Origin of the sequence: Scardovia inopinata JCM 12537 (assembly GCF_001042695.1) — a bacterium.
GTDB classification, from domain to species: Bacteria; Actinomycetota; Actinomycetes; order Actinomycetales; family Bifidobacteriaceae; genus Scardovia; species Scardovia inopinata.
Map to the genome: position 1 here is coordinate 1,361,788 of NZ_AP012334.1, position 22,808 is coordinate 1,384,595.

Genomic DNA, 22,808 nt, shown 5'->3' on the forward strand with positions numbered 1-22,808 from the left:
CTTTCTTTTCAGTTTACATAAGAATACTATATAAATGTATGCATAAAAATACCGCCGCCAGACAGGTTCAGCTCTGCGCCGGGACGAAGCTGACGGCGATATCCGTACAGGTTTTAGTCAAATTTGGCTACATTATCTTTGATGACCGTCTTCACAGCAATCGACTGAATCTTGGGCACCCTCTTCCCCTTAATCAGATTATAGGCAGCATCAACTGCCCTCTTGCCTAACTCTTTTGGCTGCTGAGCAATGGTTCCCATTAAAGTTCCCTTCTTCACAGCCTTTAGACCATCAGCAGTGCCATCAAATCCGAAGACCTTGACCTTCTTGCCCGCCTGAGACCCCAAAGCTTGAATGGCGCCAAGAGCCATTTCATCATTTTCTGCATATATTCCAGCAACATCGGAATGCGACTGCAGAAGATTGGAGGTTACATTCAAAGCTTCGGCACGATCGAAGTTGGCTGTCTGCTCTGCTACAACCTTAATGCCAGGATGCTTTTTGATTTCGTCCTTGAATCCCTTGCCGCGGTCACGGGTAGAGGCAGCTCCTGGAGTTCCTTGCAAAATAATAACCTTACCTTTGTCTCCCAGACCCTTAGCCAACTCTCGGGCGGCCTGTGCACCTCCAGCTACATTATCCGAAGCAATATGAGCATTTACATCCTCCCCAGTAACCGATCTATCCACACTAATAACTGGGACAGATGAGCTTAACAGAGAAGCAACCGCAGGAGCGGCAGCATCAGAATCCACCGGGTTAATGATGACAGCTTTCACTCCCTGCGATTGGGCGTTCTGGGCCTGATTCTGCTGGGTAGTAGAATCATTCTGAGCATCTGATACCTGCAGATTAATGCCTAGTTTCTTTGCCTCCTGCTGTGCACCATCCCGCAGATCAACGAAGAAGGGATTATTCAGGGTTGAGATGAGAATAGCTACCTTATCTGACCCCGATGATGACGATGCCCCACAAGCACCGACTCCTATGGCAACAGCAATCGCACAGACCAAAGACAAACTGGTACGGATGAGTTTTTTCATTCCTAAAGTAATCATAATAGTTCCTTTCTTTCATGATTATTGATAGTGATTACTCACTGCGATAGTTAGCAACAATTGCTAAAAGTGATCGCTTTATATGTACTTCCTGTGATTAATGAATTTATGATCCTGATCTTTTCCTCCGATTTCCCGCATATTCTCAGTGGATATCCTGCTTGCGGCGCATAGTATCGATGCTGACTGCAACAGCAATTACCAGACCAATCACCACTTGCTGCCAGAAGGAAGAAACATTGAGAATATTAAGCCCGTTGCGAATAACGGCCAAGAGAATTGCTCCAACGAAAGTTCCTGATATTTTTCCTTTTCCGCCAGACAGAGAGGCACCTCCAATCACGGTGGAAGCAATAGCATCCATCTCATAACCATTGGCTGCCTGCGGTTGCACTGAGTGCAACCGGCCAGCAATTACCAGACCTGCAACAGCAGCAAAAATACCGGAAAGAACAAAGACCATAATCTGAGTTTTGTGGACATGAATTCCAGACAGTCGCGAGGCTTCCATATTGCCACCCACCGCGTAAACGGAACGTCCCATGCTGGTGAAATTGAGAATTACTGCTGCCACAATTCCCATGACGATCATGGTGATAATAGGAATGGGAATGCCAGCAAGAGTACTGCCAAAGAAATTGACCAGACCTGAGGTGTTGATGGGCCGTCCATCGGAAATAACCAGAGTCAGGCCTCGAGCAATGGACATAGTTGCCAGGGTAGCAATAAAGGAAGGAAGTTTAAGAAAAGCATTGGCCATGCCGGATAAGGCTCCAAAACCAGCGCCGGCAGCCAGACCAATCAGAATGGTCAGCCAGGCAGGCAGTCCCATAGATGAACCAGTATATGCAACAACCATACTGGAGAAGGCTGCAACGGCTCCAACAGACAAATCAATACCCGCAGACACAATGGCGAAGGTTTCACCAAAAGCCAGAATGGCTATGGTCGATGCCTGAATTCCCACATTGAGCAAGTTGGCTCCGGTCAGAAAGGCCGGGGTTGATATAGCCAGGATAATGCAGAGCAGGATCAAACCGACCAGGGCCCCGTTTCGGGCAAGAAATTCTTTGACTACATTACCTGCCCCTGCCGAAACCATTTTTTTATTTTTTGTTACTGAAGACATACTAGACTTTCCTTTCCTAATCTTCATCCATATGAGAAACGGCTAAAGCCATGACTTTTTCCTGGCTGGCTTCCTGAGCTGGCATCTGTCCGCTGAGCTTTCCATTGCTCATGACCAGGATCCGATCTGACACTCCCAAAACTTCAGGTAAATCTGAGGAAGCCATGAGAACAGCTCCACCTTGGGCAACAACGTCGTCAATTAGCTGGTAGATTTCCACCCTGGCTCCCACATCGACTCCCCTTGTAGGTTCATCAAGAAGGAGAATTTTCACCTGGGCTGTAGTCCATTTTCCAAAAACAACCTTCTGTTGGTTTCCCCCGGACAGGGAACCGACGGTCTGATCAATCGTTGTCATGCGTATATTTAGCTGATCAGCCACCTTATTCTCTCGTTTACGCTGACCTTTTAGGTCAGCAAAACCCCAGTGAGAAGTCGGCAAAAGTGTTGCCAAACCAAGATTATCGGCAACCGATGCTTCCAAAAGCAGGCCTTGAGTACGCCGGTCCTCCGGTACCAGGCCCAATCCAGAGCGAATACTGGCGGAAATATCAGCCTTGGGAAGCTTCTTTCCTCTGACTAGCACAGAACCGGAATCATAAGTGTCCGCACCAAAAATTGCTCGAATTACCTCAGTACGGCCCGCACCGACCAGACCAGCAAGACCAACCACTTCACCAGCATGAAGTTCAAAAGTAACATGGTCCATAGCTCCATTGCGGGTCAGCCCATCTACTTTAAGAAGGACATCTCCGGGAACATGGTTTGTATGCGGATACTGATTCTCAATATGCCTACCAACCATGAGCCTGACCAGTTCAGGTTCAGGGGTATCAGCAGGAACCGTGTCCACATAATGCCCGTCACGAAGAACGGTCACTACATCTCCCACCCGCTGAATCTCATCAAGATGATGGGAAATAAAAACCATGGCTACTTTGCGCTTCTTCAGCTCATCCATGATAGAAAAAAGCTGTTCACATTCCTTGCGGGTCAAAGCCGCTGTAGGCTCGTCCAAAATAAGGACTGATGCATTTTGCATGAGGGCCTTGGCAATCTCCACCATTTGCTGGCGGGCAACACCCAATTCGCCCATAGGACGGGTAACATCTTCGCTAAGACCAATCAGCTCGATAGCCTTTTGCGCTTGCTGCTTCATGGTTTTCCGGTCAATAAATCCTCCCTTTTGAGGCAGATGCCCTAGGAAAAGATTTTCCATGATGGATAGTTCCGGTACCAGATTCAGCTCTTGATGGATAACAGCAATCCCCAATCCTCGTGCAGCATTTACATCGGGGATAACAGTCGGTTTACCATTAACTTCTATCCGTCCGCCATCAGGCTGATAGATGCCGCTCATCATCTTAATAATGGTTGATTTTCCGGCACCGTTCTCCCCCAGGAGCACATGGACCTGCCCCGGCTCCACGGTCAGGGAAACCTTATCCACAACCGTGGTGCTTCCAAATACTTTTGACACTCCCTTAAGAGAAATATATGTCATTATTCCTGCTTTCTGTTGAGACTTCCCTTGTCTCATCAATGGCAGCAGCAGGCAGATTCAGATTATTGGCTGATTAACTGTCTGCCTGCTGCATGGTGACATGTCAGCAATACATTGCAGGAATTTGCACATACAGTGAATGATGATTGTATGGAATTATTTGTCCTGGGCGGCGCAGCCAACTGACTGGCGGGGAAAATATACAGTTTCAACCCGCTGAGAGTCAGGCTGCTCGCCTCCTTCCACCAGGTTCAGAAAAATCTGTGCCCCTAAAGAACCAATTTTTTGAACCTGCTGAGAAACAACCGAAATTTTGGGGGTCAGCAGCTGGAAAAGTTCCAGATCATCAAAAGAGACCAGGGAAATATCGCCGCCGATAGTTGCCCCTTGGCTCCCGAAGATAGATATAGCCTGAATAGCATCCTGCGAATACCCAAAAATAAAAGCATTCACCCCTGACTGTCTCATCCGGCGCAAAACCGGTAAGCAGGAGGTGTGGCTGAAGCTGGTTGATTCTACGAACACGTTTTCCTCGCCAAAGAGAGCCCCGGCAAGAGTGCGGAAGGTATACTCCCTTTCCTGCAGGGTTGGCGAATCCAGAATAGGGCCGGATATATATCCAATTTTCTTATATCCATGCGCCTGAAAGTCGCCAAGGGCTGCCTGAAGGCCAGGAAGAGGATCGGAATCCACCACAGGAATTTGGGGCATTCCGCTCACGTGCCTGTCTACAAAAACTGTAGGAATCTCCATGGTTACCAGCGACTCCAAGGCGGCTGTTCTGCCGCCCCTGGGAACAATGATCATTCCGTCAATATGCTGTGACAGCATGCTTACAATGTAGGCATCCTGCTGGGCACTGTCTTCTGAAGAAGTGCCAATTGACGTGCAATAACCTGCATTAAACAGTGTGTCTTGAATTGCATACGCAAGATCTGCGAAGTAAGGGTTGCGGATATCCGGTACCAGCAGGCCAGCCAGGCCTGTTTTTGTTGACCTCATAGCTTTAGCTCGAGAATCAGGAATGTATCCCAGCTCTCTGGCTGCTTTCTCGATACGGCTTTTGGTCACCGGTGCAATCCTGCCAGTATTGTTCAAGGCACGAGACACGGTGGAAACCGATGTGCCTGACCGCAGCGCTATATCGCGAATCGTTACGTATGCCATCACACCCCCTTTCATAATGTATCACGAAAGGCAACCCAGTCTTTCGATACTATGTTTTCCGTTGTTTCTATTGTGTTCCGTCTGGTTGTGACTTTTCCTGCTTATGCTGATCTTCATCTCTGAAGAAGCATAATGTGCAAACGTTATCGCTTCGATATTATATCTCCTATAATATCAATGCGGAAACGTTACCGCAATCATAAAACAAAAAAATGAATTTGTCAAGTCAAGCCTGTTCGATAGTATGTATACAAACTTATTTATCGATATGCTATAGTAGTACTTCATTCTGAGGAGGAGATATGGCATTACGTTATGCATCACCCTGGAAGATTGGCTTGTATCTTCTGCTTTCACTGGCGGAATCCCTGCAGGTTGTTTTTGTAGCCTTTATCTTTCAGCAATTTATTGATTTTGCACAAAAACCGCGGGGAAGCCTGCTGACTCTGACCGGTTTCGCAGTACTGGGTTTGCTTATTTTTGGCGGAATTGGAATTGCTTATCAATATTGTAAAGCTGATATTATTGCTACGGTTAATATTCGTATAAAAGATATAAGTGCAGACTATCTGGTTCGATCGCAGCACAATGACCTCGGCCTGAATGTGTCATTCATGACGAATGATCTCAAGCAAATAGAGATAAACAGGGTTACGTCTGAACTTGACATCATTTTCAATGCTATCCAATTCCTCGCCGCAATCATTTCAGCATTTCTGGGATCTGTTGTTCTTTCCCTTATTTTTCTTGTGCTCTCTTTAGTTCCAGGAGTACTGCAAAATATTTTCGGGCCGCGCATTGAAAAGGAATCATCAGCCTGGGAAAGTGAGAACAGAAAATATACAGAAACCGTGACCGATACAGTATCGGGAGCTGCCATTGCTCGTCTATATGATACTGAATTTGCCTTAATCTCCCGGCTGGGGCAGGCTGCCCGACTGATGGAACAGGCCTTAAAGAGAACGAATTGTATGAAGGAAACCGCTTCAGAAGTTACCAAAGCAGTAGCTTATGTGTGCAGTATGATTATTCCTTTTGGCGTCGGTATTTATTTTGTTACCCAGGGGAATATTACTCTGGGAACATTCATGATGATCGCTCAGCTGGCGAACACCTTTATCAACCCGGTGGTATCAATTTTTAGCCAGATAAATGATATCCGCAGCTCTGCCCCTATGTGGAATAAATTGACACAGGTTGTTTCAGCAAGCAAATCCTTTCAACTCCAAAGAAAACTGACGAAAACCGACAAAGCTGGCAAGGGAAGAAAAAATACATCCCTGGATGGAAGTCAGAAAGAACCAGCTGCGTTTTCCTCCTTGGCTCTTACTGATGGTGGTATCCAGCTGGGTGGAAAACAAATCCTGCAGCATGTTAATCTTACTGTTACAGCTGGGGAGAAGATCCTGCTGGAAGCACCATCTGGCTGGGGAAAATCGACTTTGCTGAATGTGCTGATTGGAAACTATGCCCTGAACCAGGGATCATACACTATAGATGGCGTTACGATGAACGGACAATGGCAGGCTGCCCATAGATTTTTCTCTTTTATACAGCAAAAGCCGTTTATTATTAACGACACTATTCTTTACAACATTACCCTGGGAAGAAAGCTCCCTGAAGAGAGACTTCTTTCCATTGCCCGTCAAGCAGGTCTGCTTGATTTAGTCCAGGATAAAGGTTGGGACTATAAGGTAGGTATCAATGGATGCAACCTATCTGGAGGACAGAATCAAAGAATAGAAATAGCCCGGGCCTTGGTGGAGAAACGCCCCATTCTCATCGCGGATGAGGCAACATCGGCTCTCGACCCCCAGTTATCGCAGCAAATCCACGAGACTATTCTTACCGGCTTTCCCGGAACTGTTATTGAGGTTGCTCACAAAATCTCAGACAGGGAAAGGGCCATGTTTACCAGAGTCATCGAGCTGGATAAGGCAGAGCAAGCCTAGTATTACCTAATATTACCTAATATTTTACAGATAATAACAGGTAGTAAATTGTGAGCAAAAAGCTCATCAGGGCAGCAAGCGGATTTTACCGCGGCTGATAATTTCTTCTACCGTTCCCTGATCGGTCACATTCTCCCCCAAACGATTGGGCTTGCCTGCTCCATGCCAGTCAGATCCCCCGGTAATCAGTAGTTCCAGACGTCGAGCCAGAGCCATCAATCTGCCCTTCTGATCAGGCGGATTGTCCCTATGCCATACTTCCAGACCATCCAGACCCAAATCGGTGAGATGTTTGATTGCTGCATCGGACAGGAGAACCCGGTTACGGGATACTGCCCCTGGATGGGCGATAACGACCACACCGCCGGCAGCTTTCATGGTAGACACAACCGTGTCTACATCCGGAGAATAAACCGGAATGTAGTAAGGACTGCGAGCATTAATAATGCCGGCAAAGGCAGAAGATCGATCAGGATAGACGCCAGCGGCAACCAGAGCATCGGCAATATGAGGACGACCAATAGTGGTCTCAGCCCCATTTTTGACCTGGGCCTGAACACTCTCCCAACTAATGGGATAATCACGCGAAATCCGGTCAACCATCTCATGGGTTCTTTCCAATCGAGCCTGCCGGGTGCGGGCAAAAAGCTCCAGAGCGGCCTTATCTTCACAGTCATAGAGGTAAGCCAGAACGTGAACACTAGTTTTCCCTGCTTCTGCCGTAATTTCTGTTCCCCGAATCAGGGGGTACTTGTCCGACAAAGATGCAGCCTTGGCCGGCTGCCAACTGGAAGTCGTATCATGATCAGTAATTGCTACTCCAGCCAGCCCTTTCTGCTGGGCCTGACTTATCAACTCCTGCGGAGTGCAAGTTCCATCAGAATAAACAGTATGACAATGAAGATCCCACTCATGTTGAGTCATATAATTATTTTAAGCTAGTATGGAGAATAAGAGCAGGCCGTCACACAAAACAGGCGATACTTGCTGAAAATTCATATCAAAGGGGAAATATGGTAGCAGATTTGGGAAAAAGAACAAGGGAAACCGAGCCGTCTCCTGTCAGAGGCCGTCAGGGACCAGTATGGACCTATCTGCTTATGCTCCTGGCTTCCCTGGCCGCCTTGATAGTCTCTTTTGCCCTCAGCGCAGAAACCCTGCAAATGGCTCGTCACCCCGGGCAGACCTTGTCATGCGATCTTAATGCAAAGGTCTCCTGTTCAACTGTTGCCCAGAGCTGGCAATCGGAATTTATCTCTCTGGCAGGGCTCAGCTTCCCCAACGCTTTCTTTGGAATCGCAGCCGAGTCTGTATTTGTGACCGTTGCCGTCATTGGCCTTTCGCGCATGGTAATGCCCCGGTGGTTTGCCCTCTGCACCTGGTTGGGCAGCGCAGCAGCCCTGCTTTACTCCTACTGGCTTTTCACTCAGTCACTCTATGTGATTAACGCCCTCTGCCCCTGGTGTCTAGGGCTCATGTTTGCCACTACCATTCAGTTTATGACCTGTTCTCATGCTACTGTCACTGTTCAAAATCTACCCTCCCAAGGATTCTTGGCAGCAAAGTTAAAAACTTACTATCGCCTGAATATTGATCTTCTGGTTGATGCGGTGTGGATTATCGTTCTTATATCTCTCATTCTCCTCCGGGATGGATCAGCAATTTTTGGCTAAAACTTTATTTTTAAGCCTTCTTCCTTTCTCCCTAAAAATCCTTCCTTTCTCCCTTAAAAAATGTATGATGGAGGTGTACATAGCCCAGGAGGATACATTAGGAGGATATAATGGCAAAAAATAAAAAGAAAAACAATACTACCCAGAAAACACAGGACTCCGCTCACAAAGTCAAAAAACAAGGGAATCAGTCTGCTGCCTCCTCTTCCCCTCTCCTTTTTGAACCGCTGACCCTACGGTCCGTCACTTTCCGCAACAGGATCTGGCTGCCTCCCATGGACATGTACTCTGCCTTTGCCCAGGACGGAAAGCCCACCTCCTTCCATTACCAGCATTATGTTTCCAGGGCCCTGGGAGGATTTGGAGCTATTCTTACAGAAGCAACCGCGGTCAGTCCTGAAGGACGCATTTCACCTTATGACCTGGGTTTGTGGAACGATGATCAGATTGGAGCCTGGTCTTGGATTGTGGACGGAATCAAGCAGTCCGGCGCTATTCCCGCCATTCAGTTGAATCACGCTGGCAGGAAGGGCTCATCTGGCTGCTCTGGTTTGGGATACATCAATGCTTCCGTTCCACCTGAAGCAGGCGGCTGGCAGACCGTTGGCGCCACCGATACCCCGTACAATAATAATTTTGCCCCATCCCGGGGCTTGTCTACCCAAGAAATCCAACAGATAGTGGATGCTTTCAAAAATGCAGCCTTACGCGCCCGAACCGCTGGATTCGATATGGTAGAAATTCACGGGGCCCATGGTTATCTGATTTCCCAGTTCCTGGATCCTTTAATTAACAACAGAACTGATGAATATGGAGGAAGCTTTACCAATCGAATCCGTTTTGCCTTGGAAGTGGCCGATGCAGTTCGAGGAGTGTGGCCGGATGATTTGCCGGTGATCATGCGAATTTCAGCAACCGATTGGGCCGAAGGCGGCTGGGACATTTACCAGAGTGTTGAACTGGCTAAAGCCCTGAAAAAGCATGGGATAGATATGATCGACGTTTCGACTGGTGGGATGATTTCCGGTGTCACCATTCCCTCCCGGCCAAACTATCAGGTACCCTTTGCCCAGGAAATCAGATCCAAAGCCGACTTGCCTGTAACAACAGTAGGTCTGATTACCAAGCCAAAGCAGGCCGAAAAAATTTTGGAAGAGGGCAGGGCTGATGTGGTGGAAATCGGCCGGGCCGCCCTCAGAGATCCATACTGGCCTCTACGGGCGGCAGCTAAGTTAGGCTTAGATAAGCATCAAGCCCCCTACCCGGTTCAATATGTGCGGGGAGCCTACGGTACCAGGAGATAATTAATATTCTCGTTAATCTCTTGTTAATACTTTAGTACTCAGGGGACAGGGCTCACCTTCTCAAGGCTGAGCCCACTGCTTCCTCCACGCTGGTGTACCCATCCCTCCTGAGTAAATCCGCCAGACCTCTTTTGAGGGTAGTAATGTTTTGAGGGCCTCTGTACATGAGAGAGCTGATGAACATAACCAGGCTGGCTCCCAGACGGATCTTGTCGTATGCTTGTTGAGGAGTAAAGACTCCACCTACACCGGCTATAACAAACCGATCCGAATACGACTGATAGGTTCTGGCAACCAAAGCGTTACTAGTCTTCTGAGCGGGCAGCCCTGATAGGTTACCGGCCCAATCCTGAGGAATATCCAGACCGGTGCGGTCTTTGCGCAGGTTAGCAATGGTTACCCCCTCAACCTTGTGCTCTGCAAGTACATCAAGCAAATCCTTAAACTGCGGCCAGGTCCTATCTTGAGGCATCTTAACTAATAGAGGCTGAGGATGAGGAATTTGATCAAGGCGAGCAAAAAGCTTGTCCAGGTTGTCCGCTTGAGTAAAAGGCTCTCCGACACGAGTATTAGGGCAGGAAATATTGATTTCAATCATGTGCGAATGGCCTGCTGCCCTGGTCAGCGACTGGGAATAATCTTCAATTCCTTCCTCGATATCCCCACTGTGATCATCATTGGTCCGGGCCAGAGATACAGACAGCCTCATAGTCTGAGACCGTTTATACGCCTGATTCACCCGGCGAATAAGCTGGTCAGAACCATCGTTCGCCAGACCCACATGAACCATCATCGATGCATACTCGGGAAGTCTGTGGAACCATGGTCGGGAATTGCCTGCACAAGGCCGAGCCGTGGTTGATCCCACTGTTTCAAATCCGAATCCGGCCTTCTCCAGCACCAGGGGCAAATCTGCATTTTTATCGAGACCTGCTGACAGCCCAAAAGGATTGGAAAAATCTACTCCCATGACCCTGGTCTCCAAAATAGGATCAGTATAGTCCAGCATCTGCTGAAGAAGCCACATCAGGGGGCCGATTTTCTGACTGGTTCTGCAGAAGCGTACCATCTGCTCGTGGGCTTCATCCGGTGACTGATTGAAAACGTATGATTTGACAACGTTTTTATAAGCAAATTGAAAGGCTCTTTCACTGATCCAATTGATAGAATTCCTCACAGGAGACTGTGATACATACGACATCTTGCTACCTCGCTTATGGTACTGAAGAGACCAGCAGCCTTCATTTAGCTGCCTTTCCACTCTACAACACAGTATACGAACTTAGGCACTCTTCCATGAGATTTCTCTGCCTTTGGACTGGCACCCGCTTAGAATGGCCCTATGAGTGAACAAACACACCAGCACGATCAGCAGAACAAATCCAACGACAGGGCTCTCTCTCCAGCAGCACAGGAACTTTTCTCAACCCTGGGAACCAGCATCAGCCCCGACCTGTTCGTCGAGGCACTCACCCATCGGTCCTTCACCAACGAGCATCCCCTGGCCCACAATTATGAGAGGCTGGAATTCCTGGGAGACGCCGTCTTAGAACTGGTTATCACGGAAACTTTGTATAAAAATCATCCCACATATAGCGAAGGACAAATGTCCCGAATTCGTTCCAAGGTCGTATCTGAAGAATCCCTATCAGAAATTGCCCGGGACAAGCTCAAGATCAGCCAGTTTATTTTGTTGGGAATCGGCGAGCAGAGAGACAAGGGGGCCTATAAACCTTCCATCCTCTGCGATGTGGTGGAATCCCTCATCGGAGCTGTTTTTATAGAACAGGGAATTGACAAGGCCCGCCAGGTCATCCATCATTTGCTCGATGATAATCTTGCCTTTTATACCACAGAAGGACCAGCCCTGGACTGGAAAACTGCCATTGTCATCAAGGCTCACAAGATGAACCTGGGCGAAGTGTCCTACAGAATGGAGATGAGCGGACCCGAAAACCATCTAGAGTTCACCGCTTACCTGCTTATCAATGACCAGGATGTAGCTTGGGGACGAGGAAGTAGCAAACGCAAAGCCCAGCTGGATGCAGCTCAGAAAGCCTGGCATCAGCTGGACTCGAAAACTGAATCCATCAACGACGCAAGCCTGCCGGACGCAAGCCTGCCGGACGCTACTCTACCGGTGGCAGAAGAGGAATAAACAAATTCCCCAAGGTAGCCGCCATGATGGCTTTAATGGAATGCATCCGGTTTTCCGCTTCAGTAAACTGCCAGGCATAGTCTGATCGAAAAACCTCATCGGTTACTTCCATCTGAGATATTCCATATTTTTCCTGAATTTCTTTTCCATAAACCGTAGCAGTATCGTGGAAAGCAGGCAGGCAGTGCAGGAAAATCAACTGATCATCCGGCGTCCCGGTCTGCTTCATCATATCCATCGTCACCTGGTAATCAGTTAAGAGAGCCACTCTTTCTTCCCAGTTGCTCTCCCCCATGGAAACCCAGACATCAGTATAGATAATATTAGATCCATGAACAGCCTGAGCAATGTTGTCCGTGATAAGAAAATTAGCTCCGGTTTCAGCGGCAAATTTTGTAGCAATGGCTACCACCTGCTCAGACGGCTGCAATTGAGAAGGCGCTAAAATCCGCACATTAATCCCCATCATGGTTCCGGCGACCAGGAGACTGTTGGCCATGTTATTGCGTCCATCACCTACAAAGGTCAAATTCAGCCCCTTAAGATGCCCAAACTTTTCTTTGATTGTCATAAAATCGGCAATCATCTGAGTGGGATGCCAGTCATCTGTCAGTCCGTTCCAAACAGGTACACCGGAAAAGCGGGCCAGGGTCTCTACATCACTGTGGCGGAAGCCTCGGTACTCAATGCCATCGAACATACTTCCCAACACCCGGGCAGTATCTTCCACCGATTCCTTTTTACCTAACTGAGTGCTGTCGGATCCCATAAATTCAGGATGCGCCCCCAAATCGTTGGCAGCGACCACAAAGGACGAACGAGTCCTGGTCGAGGTCTTCTCAAAAAGGAGGGCTATGGTTTTGCTCTCCAAATAATGGTGGGGAATGTGATTTTTCTTCAATTTCTTCAGATGCAGACCAAAATCAACCAGATAATTGATCTCTTCAGGAGTAAAATCTTTGCAGGCTAAAAAGCTGCGGCCCTGGAATGGATTATTTGATGAGGTCACGCAAGGTCCTCCCTTACTAGCGGCATGGTCATACAGCGGGGGCCGCCCCGGCCGCGGGACAACTCGCTGGATTCTATTTCGTGAACAATAACCCCATGCTGACGCAGAAGATCATTGGACACATAATTCCTGTTATAGGTCACTACCTCCCCCGGGGCAACGGCGAAGGTGTTGGAAGCGTCGTTCCACTGTTCTCTGGGAGCTACGACTGGATCCCCGTTGCCGGTGGGAATAAGATCAATGTCGCTCAGGCCCAGAGCTCGCTTGAGGACTTTCCCCAAATCCGTCTGATGAGTAATCTGGATAGCTCCATCCCCATAGCTGCCCTGGCCGCTCTTCAGGCTGCTATCCGCATGTTCAGGCGACGGCCGCACAATGTAGGTGTCAATATGTCCCCTGGCATCCATGATGGAGGGATGAACAGTGAACTGATTGGTATTGATCATGGTAAAAACGGTGTCCAGGTGCATGGTGGCATGCCCGTGTGGAATATCAATAGCAATAACCGTATCGTACGAGGATCGGCCAAAAAGAGACCGGGCCACGTCCTCAATTGCATTAGCCGATGTCCGCTCAGAAATTCCAATGGCCACCACATGATCGTTGAGAACCAGTACATCTCCACCCTCAATCCGGGAGTGAACCTTCCTGCCTCGCCAGACCGGGATCTCCCTGTCACGGAACCTGGGATGATAGTGAATAATATAATCCATAAAAACAGATTCCCGTTTGCGAGCGTGGAAAGCCATATGGTTGATCAGGACTCCATCTCCTATAATGGCAGAGGGATCACGGGTAAAGTAGAGATTGGGCATGGGCTCCAGCAGGAAGGGATAGCTGGCATTCTCGGCCAGCTCTTCCAGGCTGATGATTCTAATATCAACCTCGTCCTTACGGACTCCAGCCATGACTTTCTGCACCATCTGCCGGGCAGGAAGACTCAAAAGATACTCCTGAAGGCCATCGTGAACATAGCCTAGACGATAATGCGATTCCGCCAAAATCTGGCTGACGAACTTCTGTCGAACCTCTTCGTCCTCCAAAGCTTGGGCTGTCAAATCTTCCAGATAAAGAACTTCAGCTCCCAGATCCCGCAGAGTCCTGGCAAACTCATCATGTTCCTTCTGAGCTTCAGGAAGATAAGGAATATCATCAAAAAGGAGACGATCCATCAAAGTTGGAGTAATGTTCTCCACTTCCCTGCCTGGTCTGCGTACAATGACACTCTTCAGACGGCCGATTTCCGATTTTACATGGATAGGACCTTCATCGTTCGCAGCGCTCTGCCGGTCCTGTGTTATCGCTTTCGCTTCTGTCATAGGTGGCTCCTTTGAACTTTTTCCCCAGCCTAAGCCCTCACATTGACGGAAAATATAAGGATTCCCTCATTTTTTAGCAGTTTTCCGCATATTTTTGTATTGCCATACGAAATGGCCTCCCCGCTCTTCTTCTCATTTTTTCTGCTCTTCCAACGACTTTCTCCCATCTCTCTGACTGCCTGTGCTTATCTTTTTTGTTATTTAACTTTCAATAAATTCCTGTAGAGACAGCCATTCCTCTTCCAAATCAGAAGCCTGCTTTTTCAGATCAGTCAGTTCAGAATTCAAATCGTTCAGGCCCTCGTAATCACTGGGATCGTGATCAGCCATATGCTTCATAACTTTTTCCTGGGCCAGGCTGAGCTTTTTCAGCTTACGTTCAATGGCTGTCGACTTCTTGGATGCCTCCCTTTTGGCTGATCGGACAGATTTGTCATCAGCCTGCCCTAAGCCTCCCGATGAAGTCTCCTCCCGGCCAGGCAGAAGGTGAGACCCTGGTCCGCCATGGGTTGATGCTTGATCCAAAAGTGCAAAATAGTCATTGATTCCCCCGGGCAGATGCTGAATTTTGCCATTAATCAGGGCAAACTGCTGATCGGTTACCCTCTCCAAGAGATAACTGTCATGAGAGACCACGATTAGGGTTCCCGGCCAGGAATCCAGCAAATCTTCCATAACGGCCAGCATGTCGGTATCCAAATCATTCCCCGGTTCATCCATAATCAACACGTTAGGCTCGTCGAGAAGGATAAGCAGAAGCTGCATCCGCCGTTTCTGACCTCCTGACAGGTCACGAATAGGGGTCATCAGCTGTGCCGATTCAAAACCCAGCCTTTCCATTAGCTGACTAGGAGTAACTTCTTTCCCTTCTACCAGATATGTGGGTTTATACCGGCTCAGAACCTCACGAACCGTATATTTCCCCAGTTTTTCCAGTTCATCCAATTGCTGGGACAGAAGAGCAAATTTAACTGTTTTCCCAATTTTTACCCTGCCCAGGGTAGGGGTCAGACTGCCATCAATAATTTTCAGCAGGGTGGACTTACCCACCCCGTTGGCTCCCACAATCCCAAAGCGATCCCCGGGACCAATCAGCCAGGTCACATCGTTAAGGACCCGTTTGCCGGTAAGAGAGACCTTTCTGGCAGACTGAGTGTCAGACCGGGAATTGTCCGGAAGGTCGACGGTCATATCCACCGTTACCAGATCGTCAGCAGACTGCCCAGACTGCCCAGGCTGAACTCCTTCTTTCGCCTGAGATCCCTTATTCTCCGCACTATCTACCGGGTAAATCTGAGTAACATGAACCAGATCCACCACATCCTTTCCTAACCTGGATGTGGCCATTTGCTTTAGCTGAACCGTGTTGCGCACCTCAGGAACATCAGCAATCAGCTCCCGGGCAGCTTTCAGATGAAACTTCTGTTTGGTCGACCGAGCTCTGGCTCCCCGGGTCAACCAGGCTAACTCCTTGCGGGCCAGATTCCGACGCTTGGTTTCCGCCAGGTCAGCCTGCCTGTCTCTTTCCACCCGCTGCTCAATGTATGCGCTGTAACCGCCCTCAAAAGGGTCTATGGTTCCGTCGTGTACTTCCCACATATGAGTGCAGACTTCATCCAGGAACCACCGGTCATGAGTCACTACCAGAAGGGCTCCGGTCCCCCTGGCCCACCTGTTCTTCAGATGCTCAGCCAGCCAGTGGATAGTAGGCAGATCCAAATGATTGGTAGGCTCGTCCAGAAGAATAATATCCCAATTATCAACCAAAAGGCGCGCCAAATCCACTCGTCTTCTCTGCCCGCCGGATAAGGAGCCTACCTTCTGATCCAGGCTCATCCCGTTCAGCAGTGTCTCAACAATCTCCCGGGTAGAAGGCAGGGCAGCCCATTCATAATCCTGCCTGCCCGATAAGGCAGCCTGCCGAACCGTATCATCATTGTTAAGACAGTCCTTTTGCTGAAGAATTCCCAAAGACAGGCCGCCCCTGCGGGAAATTCTGCCACTATCCGGCTCTTTGTTGCCAGAGAGAAGATCCAAAAGAGTTGATTTCCCATCTCCATTGCGGCCAACAATCCCTATCCGGTCGCCCTCGTTGACTCCGATAGTTACCGCATCAAAAATATCCTTGGTGGCATACGACAAGGAGACCTGTTCCAGGCCCAGATCGAAAGTGGGCATCAGGCCTTATCCCTCATAAAAGTCATGCAGCGAGCAGCAAAGGCAGAAAAGACAGAATCGGCTAAGAGCTGAATTGAGGACGAATAACGATCAAAATCATCCTTCAGACGGGATATGTCAGATTTCTTCATTCCCCCAGTCATTTCCTTCGTCGACATCCATTCCTCAAAAAGGAGGGAATCAACCTCCAAATGGAACTGCATCCCCAAAGCTGATCCATATCGAAAAGCCTGATTCTTGGTTTTCTGGCTGGAAGCCAGCAAGGTTCCTCCTTCCGGACATGCCACCGTATCACCATGCCAGTGAAGAACTGTCTGAGGCTGCTTTCCTAAGGGCAGATATGAATCCCTGGCCTGCCGGCTGATGGGGAAAAAGCCAATCTCCTGATTGTCTCCAGACTTCACTTTAGCTCCCAGAGCGGCTGCCATAATCTGATGACCCAAGCACACCCCAATAGTAGGAATTCCGGCTTTAATAGCAGCTTTAGCCAGCCTGTTTTCGGCCTTTAGCCCCGGATATGCATCAAAATCTCTGGCGCCCATGGGGCCTCCCATAATGACCAGGCCAGATAAATCGGCTACTTCCGGCAGATCAGGATTTTCCTCCCCTGCTACGGACAGGGTGCAGTAGTCCAGCCCGCAATCCTCTAAACTATACGCTATTCTCCCCGGCTTTTCCCAGGGAACATGCTGAAAAATAAGAACCTGCGATTGTGCCATATTTTTATTGTGTCACGGGTATCCAACAAGGCACCAGGGAGGACTGGGTTGGGGCTGCGGGGCGGGAAGCAAAGGACAGAAAGAGGGAGATTAAAAAAAGGAATAGGCTCTATGCGCTAAAGTGTAAGTCAGAACATCCCATAGATCACGAGGAAAAATGACCAGTACAATAAACGGCCTGACCATAGAACCCCAGGGTTCCCTTTCTGCAGCCGCCCAGAAAGTCCGCATCTACGACACCGCCCGGCACGCGATTGTTGATTTTACTACTATCACTCCCGGAAAGGCAACTATATATGTGTGCGGAGCTACGGTTCAAAGCTCCCCCCATGTTGGACACCTGCGGGCTGGAGTGGCTTTTGATCTTATTCGCCGCTGGCTGATGAAATTAGGTTATGAAGTTGTCTTTGTGCGCAATGTGACCGACATTGATGACAAGATTCTGGACAAATCTGCTGCCCAAGGGCAGAACTGGTGGGCCAGAGCCTACTATTACGAAGCCGAGTTCACCAAGGCTTATCACACCCTAGGAGTCCTCAATCCTACTTATGAGCCTCGGGCAACCGGCCATATTCCTGACATGATCAATCTGGTGCAGCGTCTTATTGATCGGGGTCATGCCTATATTATTCCCAATCCAGACGGCAGCCCTTCCGGCAATGTCTACTTCGATGTTCCTTCCTGGAGCCAGTATGGGGCCCTGACTCATCAGGAGTCAGGGGTCTCCTCCGGGCAGCCTGACGGCGAGACCGAAAGCGGCTCCCTGGCGGAGGCGGATTCCTCTGAGGCGGATTCCTCTGAGGCGGATTCCTTGGCCGAAGCGGCTCGAATCGCCGATGCTATAGCTCCTTCCGTTGATGCACCAGGAAATGACAAATACAATCCCACCGATCCAGCGGATCAGTCCGAACGCAAACATGACCCTCGTGACTTTGCCCTGTGGAAGGCGTCTAAGCCGACAGACCCGCCCAGTGCCCGCTGGCAGACTCCCTTCGGAACCGGTCGCCCAGGCTGGCACTTGGAATGCTCTACCATGAGCCGCAAATATCTGGGAGACGATTTCGATATTCATGGTGGGGGGCTTGACCTGCGCTTCCCCCATCATGAAAACGAAATGGCCCAGTCGCGCGCTGCAGGTTGGGGCTTTGCCCATTATTGGATGCATTCTGCCTGGGTAACCGAAAAGGGCGAAAAAATGAGTAAATCCTTGGGAAACGGCTTGTCCATAGACTCTGTCCTGACACATTACAGCCCCTGGATGGTCCGTTACGCCCTGGTTACTGTCCACTACCGGTCCATGCTGGAGTGGGGAGATCAAACTCTGGAAGAGGCCAAAAGTGCTTACACCAGAATCATGAACTTCGTTGACAGGGCTGGAGAACTGACTGGCCAACCCAGTCGGGATGAAGTCAGTTCCTTGACGGCAGACAATCTGCCATCTGATTTTGTTACAGCCATGAATGAAGATTTCAATGTCTCTCCTGCCCTGGCAGCCATTTATACCTCCATTCGCCGGGGGAACGGCTTCATCAATGAGGAGAATTGGCAGAACGCCAACGAAAGTCATGCTCAGCAGACAGACAGATCTTCCCTTTCCAGTCTGAAAAAAATCCTCCTTCAGGTCAGATCAATGCTCGACGTCTTTGGCCTGGATCCCCTGGATCCTCAATGGCTGCCCGGAGGAGACGGTTTCCCTGCCTATTCCCCAGTCGGTCAGAAGAGCAGCGCAGCACCCGCTGGATCTTCATCGGCTGTCAGTGCTCTAGAAGCCCTGGAAGCCCTGGTCAGCGATCAGCTGGATAGGCGGCAGGAGGCTCGAAAGAACAAGGATTTTGCTCAGGCTGATGCTATCCGGGACTCCCTCAACCAAGCTGGAATCACTATTGAAGACAGCCCCCAAGGCACAAGTTGGAAACTGAATCAGTAACAATTTACCCGCTTTCCTCTAAAATGGACAATTATGGCAGCATTTAGTTCACTTACCGATCGTTTAACCGAGGCCTTCAAAAATCTCAGGTCCAAGGGAAAACTTTCTGAATCCGATATTGACGGGACCATCAGGGAAATCCGCCGAGCCCTTCTGGACGCGGACGTGTCACTTACCGTGGTCAAGAGTTTTACTGCCCGAGTCCGGCAGAGAGCCCTGGGCGAAGAGGTATCTCAGGCTCTTAACCCTGCTCAGCAGGTGGTATCCATCGTCAACGATGAGCTCACCGATATTCTTGGAGCCGGGGTTGACCGTCCCCTTAATTTTGCCAAGAATCCTCCGACTATCATTATGTTGGCAGGTCTGCAAGGTGCAGGAAAAACCACCTTGGCCGGGAAGCTGGGCTATTGGCTTAAAGACCTGGGCCACACCCCTCTGCTGGTTGCAGCTGACCTGCAAAGGCCTAATGCAGTCACCCAGCTTCAGGTTGTGGGCGAAAGGGCTGGCGTTCCTGTCTATGCCCCTGAACCCGGTGTACAGTCAGCAACTTCTGACGTAGTTTCTCCCGGTTTGACTGCTGGCGACCCGGTGAAGGTGGCCCGCGACTCCATAGAAGTAGCAAAATCCAAACTCTATGACACGGTCATTATTGATACCGCAGGCCGTTTGGGAGTCGATCAAGAGCTCATGCAACAGGCACGGAATATCCGTGATGCCGTTCACCCTAATGAAATCCTTTTTGTCATTGACGCCATGATCGGCCAGGATGCTGTGGCAACAGCCAAAGCCTTTGATCAGGGTGTTGATTTTACTGGAGTAGTGCTCTCCAAACTGGATGGTGATGCCCGAGGCGGAGCTGCCCTGTCTGTGGCTTCGGTGACCGGCAAGCCTATCCTCTTCTCCTCCACTGGTGAAGGTCTGAAGGATTTTGAGGTTTTCCATCCGGATCGAATGGCCTCCCGCATTCTCGATATGGGCGATATTCTTACCCTGATTGAAAAGGCCCAGAAGCAATTCGATGAGGAAGAATCCCGGCAGGCCGCAGAAAAGCTGGCAGAAGGCAGTTTCGGTCTGGATGACTTTCTTTCCCAGCTTCAACAGGTTCGTCAGCTTGGCTCCATGAAAAAACTGCTGGGAATGATTCCAGGAATGGCTCAGTATCGTCAGGCAATCGATCAGTTCGACGAGCATGAACTTGACCGCACCGAGGCTATTATTCATTCTATGACCCCACAGGAAAGGCGCAATCCAGCCATTATTGACGGCAGCCGCAGGGCTCGCATAGCCTATGGTTCCGGAGTCACCGTTTCCGCCGTTAACGGCCTGCTCCAACGCTTCAATCAGGCTGCAAAAATGATGAAAAAAGTCGCTGGCGGCCAGACCTCTCTTCCGGGCATGGGAGGCATGAATTCTCCGCGTAAAGCGAAGAAGAACAAAAAGAAGAATAAGAACAAATCCGGTCGTTCTGGCAACCCCATGAAGAGGGAGGCAGAAGAGCAAGCCTTACGCCAGAAATTGGGCGGCCGCAGGTCTTCCGGTTCTGCTTTCATGAAAAATCCGCAGAGATCAGCGAATCAGGGAGTAGGCGGGCATCTTTCTCAAGGGCTGCCGACAAACCTACCTAATAATCTGGATAGTTTGAAAGATTTGGATCTGGGATCCCTCGGCAATCTCAATCTTCCGGGAGGAAACGCCTGATTGGATAAGCAAGTGACCATGCGATCAGGTAATTGGGTGATCAGGCGATCGGGTGATCGGTCAGTCGTCTGGCCAGATGGTCAGGTAACCAGGTAACCAGACGATGCCTGATTATCTGGTTACCTGTCCTGCCTCCAAGCCTGGATAAGGTTCATGCTTAAATCAGGATAAGGCATACGAACGCAAGAATTACGAGAATTACGAGTAGAAAAGCACGCAGTAAAATCACTGCTTAGCGAGGGGAATGATGGTCAAACATACTAAACGAAAGAAAAATACGATGGTTATCTGGATTCTTCTAGTCCTGCTCTTCCTATGGATGTGCCTTCACTATCTGCCTGTGCAGCTGGAGCATTTCCGCCCCTTGCCCGAAGCAACCGCTCTGATTCCTCTGTTGCTGGTCCCTCTGCTGATTATCTTTCTGATAACTCTCAGCCGACGCGCCTGGGCACAATCCTTCGTCAGCCTGCTGCTGATTGCCATAGAAGTTCTCTGGTCTCTTGGATATTTCATGCCCCTTCCCCATGCCCTTGCTAGCCTGCTTGCCATGCCCGATCAGACTGCACAGACTGCAGCCTCTGCATCGCCAACAAAATCCGCAGCTTCAGCAAGGTCAGCAACCCCCACAGCTTCCGCGACTTCCACAACCCCCACTTCCGCAGCTCAAACCATAACAGTTATGACCATCAATGCTCGCTATGGAAGAGCAGATACCAGTAGTATCCTTCATCAAGTCAAACTTCATAAGGTTGATGTCCTCTGTGTTCAGGAGGTGACCTCTCGTTTTGTGGATCGTCTCGACCGTGAAGGAATCAGCCAGGAACTTCCTTTCAGGCAGCTGGGAAATTACAGTTCAAAAGATAATGGTGGTTTTAATGCCATCTGGACGCGGATTCAGCCGATCGAAGCCCACCCACAATCCATCTCCATCGCATCCTCTCAAATTCCCACAGTAACCTTATCTGTGAATGGACAGCGAGTTCTTTTTGCCAGTACTCACCCCAAGTCACCCGGCCGGGGAGGGGCATCCTGGTCCTCCAGTATTTCTTCCCTGTCTGCCTTCAGCAAGATTAACAATGCAGATCTGAAAAACTCCAGTCAAGTCACAGCTAATGTCGTGATGGGAGACCTCAATTCAAATCTTCACCATGCGGTATTACGGTCAGTTCTTTCCAGCGGTTTAACAGATTCCTCCTATGCCCTCCACAAGGGGATGAACCTCACTTTTCCAGCATCCTGGCCTTTCTTCCCCGCTCTCATCGAGATTGATCACGTGCTCTACACAGGTCAGATCCAGGCGACTTCCTTGACTACCCAAACTATTCCACACACTGATCACAAAGCTCTCATTGCAACCCTTCAGGTTAAAAATCGCTGAAATCTCACTACATCGAACCTTTCAGCATATCTCACTCAATATCTCACTCAAGCTCGCTACATTCACACAGGATGTTTGCTATGCCTTATTTAGCATGTTTGCTATATCCTACTTAAGGTATCTGCCATGACTTCCCTGGCATATTTGATATTTGCCGCATACCTGCTGCATGTCCTGCCGCGTCTGCCGCATACCTCTTGCATATCTACCGCCCGTCTGCCGCATGTCTATGCCAAGCCCAGTCTGTGAGCCTAAACTTGAACTGACATCTTTGACTGCATCTCTGCTCAACCTTCCTAACAAAACCCTAACAAAAAGCGGACTCACTTCTTCAGTGAGTCCGCTATCGCTCAAAAGCAGCGAAACATTCTTCGCGCTTGAATTCTCGTAGATTATCTAAACTATCGGCGGGAATCCATAATATCCACGCGAACGCTATGGTCGGCAATCGCTTGAATAACAGTCCTGATTGCGGTTGCTGTGCGACCGTGACGACCAATCACCCGGCCGATATCCTCAGAATTCACACGCACGCGAATCAACTCACCTCGCGAATTCTGATATGACTTTACCGACACATCATCTGGAAAATCGACAATATTGCAAATCAGATGTTCCACCGCTTCAGTAAGCAT

18 protein-coding genes are annotated in these 22,808 nt (G+C 49.4%); 7 read left to right on the forward strand and 11 right to left on the reverse strand.

Going from position 1 to position 22,808, the window contains the following annotated elements; genetic code table 11:
* Positions 1–113: 113 nt before the first annotated feature.
* The 4 genes from SCIP_RS05535 to SCIP_RS05550 all read right to left on the reverse strand — a co-directional run bounded on the left by SCIP_RS05535 (position 114) and on the right by SCIP_RS05550 (position 4,858).
* Positions 114–1,058: a D-ribose ABC transporter substrate-binding protein gene (locus tag SCIP_RS05535; RefSeq protein ID WP_040591318.1), complete on the reverse strand. Its 945-nt coding sequence runs from the start codon at positions 1,056–1,058 to the stop codon at positions 114–116.
* A gap of 145 nt (positions 1,059–1,203) precedes the next feature.
* Complete coding sequence (locus SCIP_RS05540; RefSeq protein WP_040591474.1) at positions 1,204–2,160, reverse strand: ABC transporter permease; 957 nt, start codon at positions 2,158–2,160, stop codon at positions 1,204–1,206.
* Between the two features lie 43 nt (positions 2,161–2,203).
* Positions 2,204–3,691: a sugar ABC transporter ATP-binding protein gene (locus tag SCIP_RS05545; RefSeq protein WP_006293700.1), complete on the reverse strand. Its 1,488-nt coding sequence runs from the start codon at positions 3,689–3,691 to the stop codon at positions 2,204–2,206.
* 156 nt (positions 3,692–3,847) lie between these two features.
* The gene (locus SCIP_RS05550; protein ID WP_040591316.1) at positions 3,848–4,858 is read right to left on the reverse strand and encodes a LacI family DNA-binding transcriptional regulator; all 1,011 of its coding nucleotides are present in this window, start codon (positions 4,856–4,858) and stop codon (positions 3,848–3,850) included.
* A 302-nt stretch (positions 4,859–5,160) separates the two neighbouring features.
* On the opposite strand from SCIP_RS05550, the gene SCIP_RS05555 reads away from it, so the two are divergent.
* Positions 5,161–6,810: an ATP-binding cassette domain-containing protein gene (locus SCIP_RS05555; protein WP_006293698.1), complete on the forward strand. Its 1,650-nt coding sequence runs from the start codon at positions 5,161–5,163 to the stop codon at positions 6,808–6,810.
* Between the two features lie 66 nt (positions 6,811–6,876).
* Here the strand turns inward: SCIP_RS05555 and SCIP_RS05560 are convergent, their stop codons facing one another.
* Complete coding sequence (locus SCIP_RS05560; RefSeq protein ID WP_006293697.1) at positions 6,877–7,734, reverse strand: PHP domain-containing protein; 858 nt, start codon at positions 7,732–7,734, stop codon at positions 6,877–6,879.
* An 89-nt stretch (positions 7,735–7,823) separates the two neighbouring features.
* Between SCIP_RS05560 and SCIP_RS05565 the strand changes: the two genes are divergently transcribed.
* Complete coding sequence (locus tag SCIP_RS05565) at positions 7,824–8,483, forward strand: vitamin K epoxide reductase family protein (RefSeq protein ID WP_006293696.1); 660 nt, start codon at positions 7,824–7,826, stop codon at positions 8,481–8,483.
* 110 nt (positions 8,484–8,593) lie between these two features.
* Entirely contained in the window at positions 8,594–9,787 is a 1,194-nt protein-coding gene (locus SCIP_RS05570) for an NADH:flavin oxidoreductase/NADH oxidase (RefSeq protein ID WP_006293694.1), read from the forward strand.
* A gap of 52 nt (positions 9,788–9,839) precedes the next feature.
* Here SCIP_RS05570 and SCIP_RS05575 read toward each other — a convergent pair whose 3' ends face one another.
* Positions 9,840–10,988 (reverse strand): quinone-dependent dihydroorotate dehydrogenase, encoded by a 1,149-nt coding sequence (locus SCIP_RS05575; RefSeq protein WP_006293693.1) that lies wholly within the window; start codon positions 10,986–10,988, stop codon positions 9,840–9,842.
* Between the two features lie 141 nt (positions 10,989–11,129).
* On the opposite strand from SCIP_RS05575, the gene rnc reads away from it, so the two are divergent.
* A complete protein-coding gene (rnc, locus tag SCIP_RS05580) occupies positions 11,130–11,945 on the forward strand; it encodes a ribonuclease III (protein ID WP_006293692.1) in 816 nt (271 codons plus the stop codon).
* Here rnc and argF read toward each other — a convergent pair.
* The 4 genes from argF to SCIP_RS05600 all read right to left on the reverse strand — a co-directional run bounded on the left by argF (position 11,917) and on the right by SCIP_RS05600 (position 17,170).
* Complete coding sequence (argF, locus tag SCIP_RS05585; RefSeq protein ID WP_006293691.1) at positions 11,917–12,954, reverse strand: ornithine carbamoyltransferase; 1,038 nt, start codon at positions 12,952–12,954, stop codon at positions 11,917–11,919. The genes rnc and argF overlap by 29 nt on opposite strands.
* On the reverse strand, positions 12,951–14,273 hold the full coding sequence (gene arcA / locus SCIP_RS05590) for an arginine deiminase (RefSeq protein WP_006293690.1): 1,323 nt from the start codon (positions 14,271–14,273) through the stop codon (positions 12,951–12,953). Before arcA ends, argF begins: the two co-directional genes overlap by 4 nt.
* A gap of 201 nt (positions 14,274–14,474) precedes the next feature.
* The gene (locus SCIP_RS05595) at positions 14,475–16,451 is read right to left on the reverse strand and encodes an ABC-F family ATP-binding cassette domain-containing protein (protein ID WP_006293689.1); all 1,977 of its coding nucleotides are present in this window, start codon (positions 16,449–16,451) and stop codon (positions 14,475–14,477) included.
* On the reverse strand, positions 16,451–17,170 hold the full coding sequence (locus SCIP_RS05600; RefSeq protein WP_006293688.1) for a type 1 glutamine amidotransferase: 720 nt from the start codon (positions 17,168–17,170) through the stop codon (positions 16,451–16,453). The genes SCIP_RS05595 and SCIP_RS05600 overlap by 1 nt, the downstream gene beginning before the upstream one ends.
* 157 nt (positions 17,171–17,327) lie before the next feature.
* Between SCIP_RS05600 and SCIP_RS05605 the strand changes: the two genes are divergently transcribed.
* The 3 genes from SCIP_RS05605 (at position 17,328) to SCIP_RS05615 (ending at position 22,173) form a co-directional block, all read left to right on the forward strand.
* Entirely contained in the window at positions 17,328–19,097 is a 1,770-nt protein-coding gene (locus tag SCIP_RS05605) for a cysteine--tRNA ligase (protein WP_006293687.1), read from the forward strand.
* Positions 19,098–19,130: 33 nt separating this feature from the next.
* Entirely contained in the window at positions 19,131–20,795 is a 1,665-nt protein-coding gene (ffh, locus tag SCIP_RS05610; RefSeq protein ID WP_006293686.1) for a signal recognition particle protein, read from the forward strand.
* A 244-nt stretch (positions 20,796–21,039) separates the two neighbouring features.
* Positions 21,040–22,173 carry an endonuclease/exonuclease/phosphatase family protein gene (locus SCIP_RS05615; protein WP_231288055.1) on the forward strand — a complete coding sequence of 378 codons (1,134 nt, stop codon included), beginning with the start codon at positions 21,040–21,042 and terminating at the stop codon, positions 22,171–22,173.
* 401 nt (positions 22,174–22,574) lie between these two features.
* Here SCIP_RS05615 and SCIP_RS05620 read toward each other — a convergent pair whose 3' ends face one another.
* Positions 22,575–22,808 carry an RNA-binding protein gene (locus tag SCIP_RS05620; protein ID WP_006293684.1) on the reverse strand — a complete coding sequence of 78 codons (234 nt, stop codon included), beginning with the start codon at positions 22,806–22,808 and terminating at the stop codon, positions 22,575–22,577.

Coding starts and splice junctions, on each gene's coding strand:
- SCIP_RS05535 (WP_040591318.1), bottom strand. CDS start 1,058: ATGATTACTTTAGGAATGAAAAAACTCATCCGTACCAGTTTGTCTTTG.
- SCIP_RS05540 (WP_040591474.1), bottom strand. CDS start 2,160: ATGGTTTCGGCAGGGGCAGGTAATGTAGTCAAAGAATTTCTTGCCCGA.
- SCIP_RS05545 (WP_006293700.1), bottom strand. CDS start 3,691: ATGACATATATTTCTCTTAAGGGAGTGTCAAAAGTATTTGGAAGCACC.
- SCIP_RS05550 (WP_040591316.1), bottom strand. CDS start 4,858: ATGGCATACGTAACGATTCGCGATATAGCGCTGCGGTCAGGCACATCG.
- SCIP_RS05555 (WP_006293698.1), top strand. CDS start 5,161: ATGGCATTACGTTATGCATCACCCTGGAAGATTGGCTTGTATCTTCTG.
- SCIP_RS05560 (WP_006293697.1), bottom strand. CDS start 7,734: ATGACTCAACATGAGTGGGATCTTCATTGTCATACTGTTTATTCTGAT.
- SCIP_RS05565 (WP_006293696.1), top strand. CDS start 7,824: ATGGTAGCAGATTTGGGAAAAAGAACAAGGGAAACCGAGCCGTCTCCT.
- SCIP_RS05570 (WP_006293694.1), top strand. CDS start 8,594: ATGGCAAAAAATAAAAAGAAAAACAATACTACCCAGAAAACACAGGAC.
- SCIP_RS05575 (WP_006293693.1), bottom strand. CDS start 10,988: ATGTCGTATGTATCACAGTCTCCTGTGAGGAATTCTATCAATTGGATC.
- rnc (WP_006293692.1), top strand. CDS start 11,130: ATGAGTGAACAAACACACCAGCACGATCAGCAGAACAAATCCAACGAC.
- arcA (WP_006293690.1), bottom strand. CDS start 14,273: ATGACAGAAGCGAAAGCGATAACACAGGACCGGCAGAGCGCTGCGAAC.
- SCIP_RS05595 (WP_006293689.1), bottom strand. CDS start 16,451: ATGCCCACTTTCGATCTGGGCCTGGAACAGGTCTCCTTGTCGTATGCC.
- SCIP_RS05600 (WP_006293688.1), bottom strand. CDS start 17,170: ATGGCACAATCGCAGGTTCTTATTTTTCAGCATGTTCCCTGGGAAAAG.
- SCIP_RS05605 (WP_006293687.1), top strand. CDS start 17,328: ATGACCAGTACAATAAACGGCCTGACCATAGAACCCCAGGGTTCCCTT.
- ffh (WP_006293686.1), top strand. CDS start 19,131: ATGGCAGCATTTAGTTCACTTACCGATCGTTTAACCGAGGCCTTCAAA.
- SCIP_RS05615 (WP_231288055.1), top strand. CDS start 21,040: ATGATGGTCAAACATACTAAACGAAAGAAAAATACGATGGTTATCTGG.
- SCIP_RS05620 (WP_006293684.1), bottom strand. CDS start 22,808: ATGCTTACTGAAGCGGTGGAACATCTGATTTGCAATATTGTCGATTTT.